We start from the raw sequence: 12055 nt of genomic DNA on the forward strand, positions 1-12055 counted from the left end.
CCGACATGATATAACGAACAACGCATTTTGTGATGGCACTCTGGGCGGGAAAAGCTTGAAAATGATTGAATTAGGCGTCAACATTGACCATATCGCAACAGTTCGGCAAGCGAGAAGGACGTACGAACCCGATCCCGCGGCGGCCGCGATGCTCGCAGAGCTTGGCGGAGCCGATTGCATCACGGTTCATCTTCGCGAAGATCGCCGCCATATCCAAGATCGAGATATTCGTGTCTTGAAAGAAACCGTTGTAGTTAAGTACAACTTTGAACTCTCTTGTGCACCTGAAATTGTCGACATTGCCTGCGATACATTGCCGCAACAAGCGACTTTGGTGCCAGAACGCCGCGAAGAAGTCACTACCGAAGGCGGCCTTGATTTGCTTTTGGATTCCACTCGCGTTCGAGCCGCGATCGACAAATTGCATGCGGCTGGAATCGAAGTGAGTTTGTTCCTCGATCCAGATTTAAGGCAAATCGCCGCCGCCGCAAAATTGGGCGTTTGTGCTGTTGAACTTCATACGGGGCAGTACGCCCTGGCAACCGGGCGAGACGAGCAAGAAATTCAACTCCGGCGACTGCGCGAGGCTTCGGCTGCGATCAATGACCATGGACTACGGCTACATGCGGGGCATGGTCTGACTTATAGGAACGTTATACCGGTCGCGCAGCTTCCTAAAATGCAGGAGCTGAACATCGGACACAGCATCGTCGCTCGTGCGTTAATGGTTGGAATGCAACAAGCTGTTGCCGAAATGAAACGCATAATGCTCGATGCAACACGCGGCTGCTAAGGCAGCGTACGAATGGTACAGATGCAAAGACGTGAATGCTACTCTGCAGTTTGCAATGCTTTGTATTTCAGATAACGCTTTTCGTCAGTCGACAGTTCAAAGTCGTAGTTGTAAAGCGATCTTTCCCAGTCGCCGTACAAGGGGTTCGGCAAGAGTATCCAGGCGGTTGCAAAACGTTCGGTCAAATGCATTCCCAGCCGTACTCGCTCGCTGCTAGCTGGCTTGCCAATAAATGCAAAGTCATTGAATTCATCGCCGATCATGCAGACGACGCGATGACTCCCGCATACTAATGCGCGGCGAGAACTCTTGTCTGAACCCCATTCTGGACGTTCGCCTTTGCACATGACCACTTCCTCGCTGACCGGGATCCGCAGTTCATACGCGAGATTCTTGATAGTCGCTTCTTCCAAATCGGCAGTTCGATTCGTTATAAAGAAAATCTTAATGCCGCGCTCCTGAACGTACTGAATGAATTGCGAAGCGCCGGGCATAACTTCCGCTTTCGCTTCCAAAACCCATTCTGCCCACGCGGTTTCGTTGTACTCAATTCCGCGTTCAATCAATCGAGCCTGAAACGGAGCGTTGCTGAGCACTGTCTCGTCAACGTCCATAATAATCGCCGGTGGCAGTTCCGAGAAATCTCCTGACTGCTCAATGGCAGCTGTGCGTTGAGTATCTTCCAGACGCTCGTCGACACACAGTTTGGCCAACGTGTACGCTTGCCGACATGCAAACGAATACTCAAGCGATCCCTGAATCCACAGCGTCGCATCCAGACGCTCGTCGGTTGTGTCCATCACCGCCAGTCCATCCGCAATCACACTCGCTTGGGCTGAATCCTGAGCGCGGACCTCTGATGGGAATAAGGATGACGTATATGCGATAGCCAGAACAGGAAGGCAAAACTTTAGCCCAAATACACGCAGGTTGTTCATCAAAGATGTGTTCCAAGCCAGTCGGAGTTCTTAAAACCGAGGAATCGAGAGGATGAAAGTTAGTATAGTAACAAGCAATCGGCTAACAAGACTCGAAATTCGCTGCGTCCACAATGAACGGAGCTGAACTGATCGAAACTCATCAAGTCTCGTCCGCTCCGAGTTCGCCGAAGAACTGCTCGAGGCTGAATTGTTCCCGATCCTCGTCCATCAAGGCGATCGTCAACAGATCAACTTGCTGAAGATTCGACCAATTTTCGTCGGTCTCATTCACCCAGGCCTGGTGATAAGCGTCTGATCCCGATTCGAGAGTACCTCTTCCCAGACCTGAATCTACCGGATCAGCTGAAACTGAATATCCTGCGGAGTTCGTTGCGACCGGAGGCACTGGACTTGAAAGGTATTGCTGTTCCACTGCCTTGTCATCGACGTTTGCATTCTGCGCCACCAGCGTTTCATAGGCTGTGACTTCAACAGAAGTCGACAACGGGATAGGCGAAGAAGTGCTGGCAGCTACTAAAGTAGTGGTCGTCGCGTCAAAACCGCGTGCTGTGCGCGACCAATTGTTCTGACGGAATGTTACAAAATCTGAACCGACGAAGTTCGTCGCGTTCGATGGTGAATATATCGCAGCGGTATCATTCCCACCCGCCGACGAAATGGCTTCTACTGTTTCAAAGTATCGCGTATACGAGTAGTAGCCGCTTCCTACAATCGAAGCGATATCACCATTGGTGCTGAAAGTATCATTTCCAACCGAATCATAGATCAAAGCAGTATCATTGCCACCGGATGTTGCGTATGCATACACTCGCTCGAAACCAGTAACATAATTAAAGTATCCGGAACTCGACATGCTAGAAAACTGCGGCCGTATGCTTAGCCGATCATCGCCTGCCGAATCGTACATGTAGGCTCGGTCATTACCGCCGCGCGACGCGTCGACGTACAACCGATCTGCGTTGCTCACGATAAATTCATAGCCAGCACCATTCAGCCTAAACTCATTTGGCCGAATCGTCAGTTCGTCGTCACCGTCGGTATCATAAGCGTAGACACGATCGAAACCGCCACCACCACTATATTCGACGCGTTCCGTGCCGGTCCACTCAAGTGCAACTCCACTTGAGGAAAGCGATCCATGACTCGCCCACATGTAAACAACCTCAGTCGACTGACTGCCGTGAACGACCAGCGAGTCAGCCCCGCCCGACTGATATACATCTACATTGGTGATAGTGCCCTGCGGCCATGAATATTCGATCGTTCCGAGGTCAACCGTAATTCCATTGCTCAGCGATATCTCCCATTGATCCGTCGCAATGGAACCTTGAACGCTCAAGGATGATCCATCTACATCAATCGCGTTCGCATAGCTCAACGTTGCTACGCTGCTCCCGACGTTGGTCTGAACGAGATAAGTCTGACCCGCGAGAACGTCTATATCAATTCGCAGCTGTCCATTCGAAACCGTCGAATCAGCTTGGATTTCTTGACCGGACGAATTGAAGACACGTAACGTCGCGTTAGAACTCACTTGGTCCAACTGAAAAGTAAGTGTACCTTCATTGATTGTCGTGACCGCGTGTAAATCACTGCCGTCCACCGGTAGCGAGGAAGTCATGGCAAGGCCCAGGTTTACTGCATCAGCCGGGGAGACGCTGCCGCCTTCGCCTTCGCCATTGCTGGTGAAGGCCCAGTTGACGGAGTATGCACCTATTTGAGCGGCGTTTGTAACTCCGAACGAATAGGTTTGTCCTGCTTGGACTTCGAAGGTCAAATTGCCACTGGCAGAAGTGATCGTCGCTACATCGTTGTTAAAAACCAGCCACTGAGAATTGGAAAGTCGCGATGACTCTAAATCCAGTTCGAGCGTGCCACTCTGCGTGGCTTGCCATTTATAAACGTCCTGGTCGCCCAGAAAGTTTACGAAACCGTCGACACTGCCGCTGGTTTGCGAGTTTGTAAGTGGTTGAGCTGCGACTGCCGTGTTGCCTACAACGTCGTCCGGAATGATCGAATCAAGGGCACGAGAAATGTTCAGCCGGTCGTAGTACGCATTCGTCGCCGCGTCGTAGACACTGTCGGCCGTATCGAACAACACGTTCTTGATAGCATCCAGACTAGCAGTGTTGACGCCTACTATTTGGAAAGCTTCGCGGATCAACGCCGTGGCGCCAGCAACATATGGTGAAGAAAAACTTGTCCCACTGACGGTCGAATAATCGTCATGACGCCCGTCGGCTCCTAACAAACTATCGGGTACGGTCGTGGTTACTGCGCGTCCGGGCGCGGCAATCACGCTGTCGCTACGTTGACTGAAATGAGATAGTTGGCCGTTATTGTCTACCGAGGCAACTGGCAGAACATACGGGCTAGCAGCGGGATAGGACAAGCCAGGCGTTTGGTATGTTTTGAAGGAGTTCCCGGCCGACGCAACGACTAAGATTCCATCATTTTGAAGCGCAAGAAGTTCGTCTTCTAAAGTCGCCCAGTTAGGTACGAGCGTCGAATTCCAAGTTGTTCCGAGTGATAAGTTGACCGTTGTAATCGGATGTTCAAAACTATTGCGATTGTCGTGTATCCAACGAAGCGCATTCTCAACCGACTGCAAGGAACCGCTGCCCATGTCGTTGAACACTCGCAGTGCTACTAGGTCAACGCCGCTGGCGACGCCAGGATACTGCGAACTGTCGGATCCGATTACTCCTGCTACGGCGGTGCCATGATAGCCGGCGGGCGCATCGTCGTAAGGATTAGCGTCATTCTCCGCAAAATCATATCCCCCAACAACGCGATAGCCCGGACCGTAGCCGCCGCCTAGATTGATATGATCGTAAGCGATTCCACTATCGATTACCGCAATTGTTTGGCCGGCTCCGGTAAGCCCAAAAGTTTGTCGAGCTTGCGTAAGGCCTGTAAGATTGTGAGCGGCGGTCGACTGTGCGTACACTTCATCGACCACGTGCTGAAACGGCATCTGCTGCGAATAGATGTCGGTATATGCGGTGGATGGTGCAAGCAGGCTAGCCGCCACGGGCTCACAAAAATTGGTAGGAGTTTGCGACGAATGGTTAGCGTCGATTTCCCCGTGGGCTTCGATTAAGTCCTGCAGACCGTCCAATAAAGGCACGGCAGAATAGGCAAGCCGACGTTCGCATCGGAAAATCTGCACCATGCTCTTCGACCGCACAATTTCCGGTGCGATCCAACGAACGATTTGCTGTATGTGGAGGCGAACGGACATGTGTTATTGCGGAAGCGAGGCTGAAACTGTAGTCGACATGTGAACGCTAGGTTATGGCGGACACCAGGCGCTTCGAAATAGCAGCTCCAACGGATGATCGCTTGCGCTGGACAACATACAAACCACGCATTAGTTAGAACCGCGCCAACCGGCAAAACCCATCAAGTCTTTAAACTCAACGAGTTTCTCGAACTGCGAATCGTTTTACTGCAAACAATCAGGCCTCATCGTGATCTTGAAAATTGGGTAAGCGTGGAGGTTTAGGTGATAAGCACAAGGGTTTTCGGGTTGGAGTAATCGTATGATTTGATCGCATCGAATATGCCGAAGTAAGAAAACAGCGTCGTTGCTACATAGATCATCCGTCTGCACGGTGACGACCCAGCGATCTTTAAACATCAACTCCCGCTCAACTTTCGGCCTTGCGATGAACTGGTTCCAAAAGTTTTACTGGCGAAAACTGTCAAAGCCTGCTGGAGATCGATCTCTGTGGGCTTACCTTCTCGAAAATCCGATCGGCTCCATCCTGCAACTTGGTGTGTCGGACGGAGTGCAAACGCAAACAATTCTCAAGCTGGCTCAAAAAGGGGATCAGTTTGCTGTGATGCGATTTGCCGCGATTGATTTATTCGAATCGGCCGCAGATAGCAGTCGCCACATGCGACTCAAAGACGCGCATCGCATGTGTGCAGAAGCAGGCGTCAAAGCTCACTTGATTCCCGGCGAACTTAAATCCGCTTTGCCACGCGCCGCCGTCACGATTCTGCCGAGCGACTTGGTCGTCGTGAATTCAACTTGCGAAGAGAATGGAGCCGACGCAGTCGCAGTAAACACTTGGCTACCACGCCTGATTCATCCACAGTCTGTCGTTTTTCAGCGCTCGGCTCTAAACGGCAAGCTTGAAGTTCTTGAGATAGCTTCGACATGCCAAGTGCGGCACGCGGCTTAACGATCGACATTGCGCAAAGAAACTCACCGCCGACAATAAAACTACGCGGCCATTACGCTGCGTTTGGGTAGGCGCCGTTCGACTCAACGCCTTCTGCGTGTTCGGCATCGTGCCGTTGTTTGGCTACATTTCGGCGTGTGCGAAGATACTGGCGCAATCGAAAAGTAAATCGCGTGGTCTCGTTGAAAGTACGGTACGGGAAAACTCCCCAGTACCTACTCCAGACGGGCAATTTCTCATTCGATGCAGCCGGCAGTGACGTCGGGATATCTGGCGGATTCTGCTCGACAGGCAACGGATCTACGGCGACTGCGCGGAGTCCGTAGAACCACTCGCGATCAAGTGCGTGATCGATGGGGACTCGCATGGGCAGCATCTGTTCGACTAGCACTTCTGCGGCGCGGCGGCTTACAACGTAACAACCAGTTCCGCATAAACGTGTAATATTGATCGCCAGCGAATATCCACCATTCAGCTTGGCAACCGTCAATGGATGTGCGTTGTGAAAACCACACAAACGCAAAATATCCCACTGGTCCTGATGTTTCATAGCTGACTTGATGACACTGGCGAGATGAGGCTCGGGCGTGATGTCGTCTTCGCAGATCATGGCGTGTGCGTCATCCGTTTCAAGGAATGCACGTAACACTTTGATATGGCTTAAATAACAACCGATTTGACCTAGATTTGGTCGTTTACCGTGGAATAGCCGATACTGACCCGCTGAAAATTCTGGGATGGGAAGCGAGAGTTCGCGGCCAACAACCGCAGATACGCGTTCATATGGTAGCTGTGTGGCGTCCATCAACCGGGCGACACGATCCCAACGCGCGGTGGCTGAATCCAAATTGATTATGTAAGTTTTCATGCGTCTGTTTTAGCTAGCGAACAGCCCTGAGCAGTTAAACGCTCTCCTTCTCACCTCACGGCGAGAACTTAGCAAGCTAGGCAGGCGGGAGACAGACCAGAATCTCTGAAACTTACGCTGCGAACGTACTTTCCCGACTAGCGAGTAGCCAGGCTATTGCCCCGCTCGCTGCAGCTCGAATCTTGCATTAGAATGAAGTGCCATCATCGAAATGAAGGTCTATCGTTCTCATCGAGCCAAAATTCCTGCGGGACAGACGCTCGCGGAACGCGATTGGAACCCGAAACGATAACAGCTCGGCGACGTTAGCGACTGGACCACTCGCGTCGCAAGTCGATCGTCATCGGAAAGTCCGGGTTGGGACGCGGCAGACGCCCCACCAGCGTTGGGACGGGTGTCCCGAACGTACTGAACCTGGCCGCTCGGCGAGCCTCTGCCTCGAGTCCATTAATCGGAAACGTACTATAGTTTCGACCAGCCGGATGCGCGACATGATATGTACAACCACCTAACGAAGTTCCCGAACGGATATCCAACAAATCGACGACTAATGGCGTATGCACTGGAATAGTTGGATGCAAACAAGTTGGTGGCTGCCAAGCTCGATAGCGAACTCCGCAGACATATTGTCCAGGCACCGAGGTGTTTTGTAGCGGTGAAACAAAACCGTTGACCAAAATCTGGTGCCGCAAAGGATCGAGCCCAGTTGCCTTTACCTGCAAGCGTTCAACTGACGAGTCGACATAGCGCACGGTTCCACCACCGGTCGGCTCTTCGCCCAGCACGTACCACGGCTCGATCGCTTGTCGTAATTCGATCTGAACGCCATCGTAAGTCACAGTTCCTATGATCGGCATGCGGAACTCATAATGTGGTTCAAACCAAGTTGGATCGACTGCCAAGCCATCTCGTTGCAGATCGTTGATAACGGCAAAGAGATCTTCTCTCAGGTAGTGCGGCAACATGAAACGGTCGTGGAGTTGCTCACGCCATTCAACTACTCGCTCTCGGTAAGGACGTTTCCAGAACATGATCATCAGGGATCGCAACAGCAAATGCATCGTCAAGCTCATTTGAGCATGCGGTGGCATTTCAAAGGCTCGCAATTCAACCAAACCCAATCGCCCAGCTGAGCTGTCCGGTGAAAATAGTTTGTCGATGCAGATTTCCGCCCGGTGCGTATTACCTGTTAAATCGATCAGCAAGTTTCGCAACACGCGGTCAACCAACCAGTGCGGCACGTTCATATTCGGATCAGGCAGCGTCTCAAGCGCAATCTGAAGTTCGTAGATCGCATCGCGTCGACCTTCATCGACGCGGGGAGATTGGCTGGTTGGGCCACAAAAACGTGATCCAAAAACGTACGATAATGATGGGTGATTAATCCAATAAGCGATCATGCTGCGCAGTAAATCAGGGCGACGCAAGAATGGACTGTCGGACGGAGTTGCACCGCCCATGACGATATGATTTCCACCACCTGTCCCAGTATGCTTGCCGTCCAAGTCGAATTTTTCGGTCCCAAGCCGGCATTGTCGAGCGTCTTCGTAGACCCCATTTACAATTTCGCACAGTTCGTCCCAAGTCGATGCGGGTTGAACATTGACTTCGATTACACCGGGGTCAGGCGTGACTTTGAAAAACCCTATGCGGTTGTCGAGTGGCGGAAGATATCCTTCGACTACCACGGGCATGCGCAAACGGTCGGCCGTCGCTTCAACGGCGGCCAACAATTCGACATAATCTTCTAATCGCTCGAGCGGTGGCATGAAGACATACAAGCGGCCTTCACGAGGCTCTACGCACAGCGCTGTTCTTACTACCGGATACTTACTAGGGTCTTTCGGGTACGGAATCTCGCCGCTGCTGTCATCGACTTCATAATTTGAATTGTGTGTAGGTTCTTCGTATGGAAGAGGTTCATCGAGTGCGGAGTAGGAATCTGCATAACCAAGCGTTTCGCCGGCTATGTTTAGTTGCGGCTCGTGAATTGAGGCAGCATCTTCGACCGAAACTGGTTCGCCGCGGCGCACGCGTTTCTGCAGCATCGTCTGCGTCGGCAACGGCTCGCGCGCTTCGAACGGATCCATCGGGTATAGGTCTGGTTCGGGATTAGCACCTTGGTGTGGCAGCGATTCCAATGGCAACCGCAATCCAATTGGTGAATCGCCCGGCAGCAAGAACAACTGTTCCGGTCGAACGGGCCATGGACCGCTCATCCAATGGTAATGGGAACTGCGAGACTGCTGTTGTTGAGCTTGTTGCCACTGTCGTTTTAGTGGCAAGACGATACCGACAGGTTCGGACATTCCTCCCGAGAAGACTTTGGCCATCCGAGCGCGTTCCTCGGGATCGTCTAGCTTCGGATCGGCAGGATCAACGTTGACCGGTAGTTTGCGTTCTCGCCAAATGTAGTACAGCGGATCTTCGTACGCTGGCATTAACCACGCGGGGTCGACGCCTAAACTGCGTGCGAGTTCCTTCGAAAATCGGCGAGCTTGTTTGTACTTGATTCCATAGTCGCGACTCTCGTCGGCTATAAGCGATTCATCGTGCCACATCGGATGGCCGTCTTTGCGCCAGAAGCACGCGAGAGCCCAACGCGGTAGTGATTCACCAGGGTACCATTTGCCTTGACCATAATGCAACATTCCGCCCGGCGCGAATCTCTGACGCAGACGTTTGACTAAAGCGGCGCTCAACTTACGCTTGGTCGGCCCCACAGCGGCACCGTTCCACTCCGCACCTTCCATGTCGTCGACTGAAACGAATGTTGGCTCGCCGCCGACCGTCATTCGCATATCCATCGATTTCATCTGAGCATCAACTTGATGACCAAGATCATTGATTTGACGCCACTGCAGGTCGGAGTATGGTTTTGTGGTGCGTGGATCTTCGCGGGTGCGTGAGATCTTCATGTCGAAACCAAAGGTTGTTTCGCAGACTTCCAACCCACCGCTGATCGGAGCGGCACTCGCTGGCTCCGGCGTGCACGCGAGTGGCAAGTGTCCTTCGCCACAGAGCAAACCGCTGGTTGGATCCATGCCAATCCACCCGGCACCTGGAACATAGGCTTCTGCCCAAGCGTGAAGATCGGTGAAGTCAACTTCGGGACCGCTGGGGCCGTCTAGTGATTTGATATCTGGAGCCAGCTGGATCAAGTAGCCGCTCACAAAACGTGCGGCGAGACCGAGCGACCGAAGAATTTGAACCATCAACCAAGCCGAGTCGCGACATGACCCGCGTTTAAGCTTTAAAGTTTCTTCGGGCGATTGAACGCCGGGCTCCATGCGGATTGTATAAGAGATCTCACTCTGAAGTCGTTGATTCAGCATGACCAGAACGTCGGTCGTTCGTCGCTTGCTTCGGTCAACTGACTTCATCCATTTTTCGAACAGTGGCGTCGGCTTCTCAAGACGCAAAAAAGGCGCAAGATCCGCTGCGAGATTCGGGTCATAGGCAAACGGATATTCCTCCGCTTCTTCGTCCACAAAGAAATCGAAGGGGTTGATCACAGCCATATCGGCGACCAACGACACATTTATTTCAAACCGATCCGTCTTCTCTGGAAAGACATATCGTGCAACATAGTTTCCTTGTGGATCTTGTTGCCAGTTGCAGAAATGGTCGCCGGGCGTAACTTGCTGTGTATAGCTCAGCACCGGTGTCCGGCAGTGCGGGGCGGGTTTGAGGCGGACAGTCTGAGGCCCCAGAGAAATGGAACGATCGTAAGAATATGTAGTCTTATGGTGCAGCGTAACTTGGATCGACATTCGAGCCCTTCTAACAATTGGTATGTGATTGCAAACAAAATTGCGAATCAGTTTTAGTCACCTACGTTTGCTTGCCGCCGCTCAAACGCGTAGGAGAGTGTAATCCATTCTCAGAATGATAAGGGAATTGAAGTCGTTCGAAAGTCAAAAAGTAAGCAAATCGCAGTTCAAAAGATTTTTGCAACTTCCCTGGCCCCTCGCTTTGTGTGACCTACATATCTACAGGTTTCGTGCAAACTGTACAAACCGACTGCTCCAATTCGCGCAATATACGGATTGGAACGGTTGTAAGGTTGCCATAACCGCTGCCCTACGGCAAACAGCATGCACGACGGCTCGGAAGTGGGCTATTACCAATTTCGATGGTTGCGGCAATTCTGACGATTGCTCAGACACCAGTGCACAGTTCGGAAGTTACTATCCAAGTAAACGACTATGGTTGAACAGCTAAAAAGATATTGGATCGCCCTGCTGGTCATCGTATTGGTTGGCTTGCATGGAGCAATCCTTGCTATGATCCGCATGGAAGCTTCGCAAGCGAAAATCAACGCTTCGTGCGAGGTTGACCTGGGCGACTTCTATCTAGCAAGCAGCGATTCAATCGGGCCCATTCGGCTACGTCTCCATTCGCTCTCGCCACTGAATCATCGCATGCAATCTCGGCAACTGATCGATCTGAATAAGTACCAGATTCGTCAAGCGATTGAAGAACATCTACGACAAGTTCCCGTAGATTTACTCAGCGATCCATTGCTCGTAGACCTGAAGCAACAACTGTTAGACATTATGATACAAACCGTCGGCGGCGCTACCGTTGACGAAGTGCTGATCACAGACATGCGACCAGTCGATGAACGGCTGCAATGGACTTTCGGATCTCCCTCTCAAGAAAACCGTCCTAAAATCGTGATGACTCGACGCGCCGAACACGAAGTGCTCGCGGCCGAAGTCGAAGAGAAGATTGCTGCTGCCAAGGCGGCTGAAGCACACGGCGGCGGTCATGGCGGCGGACACGGTGACGACCAGGGCGGCGGACACGGTGACGACCATGGCGGCGGACACGGTGACGACCATGGCGGTGGTCATGGTGAAGCGGATGCGCACGGGGGAGGCCACGGCGATACTCACGACGCCCATGCTGACGATGCGCATGGTAGCGACGGCCATTCAGATTCTGGCCATGGTGATTCAGGACATGGTGGTCACTAATCGCATCCGTGAGTTGAAGTTGTCGCTGTAGATTTGCCAAACTCACTTAGCGAGACGCATCCTGTTCGGGCAATTAATGGCGTGACACATTGTGGATGTGTCACGCTCGATGCACAGTTCAGATCACTTCTGCAGGTTGATCGCTAGTCGTATTCCATTAGAATTGCTCGAGACTTCTTTTGCTCCCAACAAATGGTTGAGCGATCCATTATTGCAAACTTGGGACTTACTTTTGCATATCGACTGTAGAAGGAGAGCTCAAAACACCCAAGAATATT

At 52.0% G+C, this 12055-nt stretch carries 7 protein-coding genes; 3 read left to right on the top strand and 4 right to left on the bottom strand.

The window, feature by feature from the left end:
* Window positions 1–61 precede the first annotated feature (61 nt).
* Window positions 62–793, top strand: coding sequence for a pyridoxine 5'-phosphate synthase (locus SH451x_RS12160; protein WP_479362725.1), 732 nt, complete (start codon window positions 62–64; stop codon window positions 791–793).
* A 38-nt stretch (window positions 794–831) separates the two neighbouring features.
* On the opposite strand, the gene SH451x_RS12165 is transcribed toward SH451x_RS12160, so the two are convergent.
* Entirely contained in the window at window positions 832–1731 is a 900-nt protein-coding gene (locus SH451x_RS12165) for a 5'-nucleotidase, lipoprotein e(P4) family (RefSeq protein WP_479362726.1), read from the bottom strand.
* A gap of 142 nt (window positions 1732–1873) precedes the next feature.
* A complete protein-coding gene (locus SH451x_RS12170) occupies window positions 1874–4978 on the bottom strand; it encodes a S8 family peptidase (RefSeq protein WP_479362727.1) in 3105 nt (1034 codons plus the stop codon).
* A gap of 427 nt (window positions 4979–5405) precedes the next feature.
* Between SH451x_RS12170 and SH451x_RS12175 the strand changes: the two genes are divergently transcribed.
* Window positions 5406–5927: a hypothetical protein gene (locus tag SH451x_RS12175; protein ID WP_479362728.1), complete on the top strand. Its 522-nt coding sequence runs from the start codon at window positions 5406–5408 to the stop codon at window positions 5925–5927.
* A gap of 52 nt (window positions 5928–5979) precedes the next feature.
* Here the strand turns inward: SH451x_RS12175 and SH451x_RS12180 are convergent, their stop codons facing one another.
* Together SH451x_RS12180 and SH451x_RS12185 are read right to left on the bottom strand one after the other, a co-directional pair.
* Complete coding sequence (locus SH451x_RS12180) at window positions 5980–6795, bottom strand: glycosyltransferase family 25 protein (protein WP_479362729.1); 816 nt, start codon at window positions 6793–6795, stop codon at window positions 5980–5982.
* Between the two features lie 305 nt (window positions 6796–7100).
* Window positions 7101–10568: a transglutaminase family protein gene (locus SH451x_RS12185; RefSeq protein ID WP_479362730.1), complete on the bottom strand. Its 3468-nt coding sequence runs from the start codon at window positions 10566–10568 to the stop codon at window positions 7101–7103.
* Between the two features lie 435 nt (window positions 10569–11003).
* Here SH451x_RS12185 and SH451x_RS12190 point away from each other — a divergent pair, with 435 nt between their 5' ends.
* A complete protein-coding gene (locus SH451x_RS12190) occupies window positions 11004–11777 on the top strand; it encodes a hypothetical protein (protein WP_479362731.1) in 774 nt (257 codons plus the stop codon).
* Window positions 11778–12055: the final 278 nt, after the last annotated feature.

The organism is Njordella aestuarii, assembly GCF_056494165.1.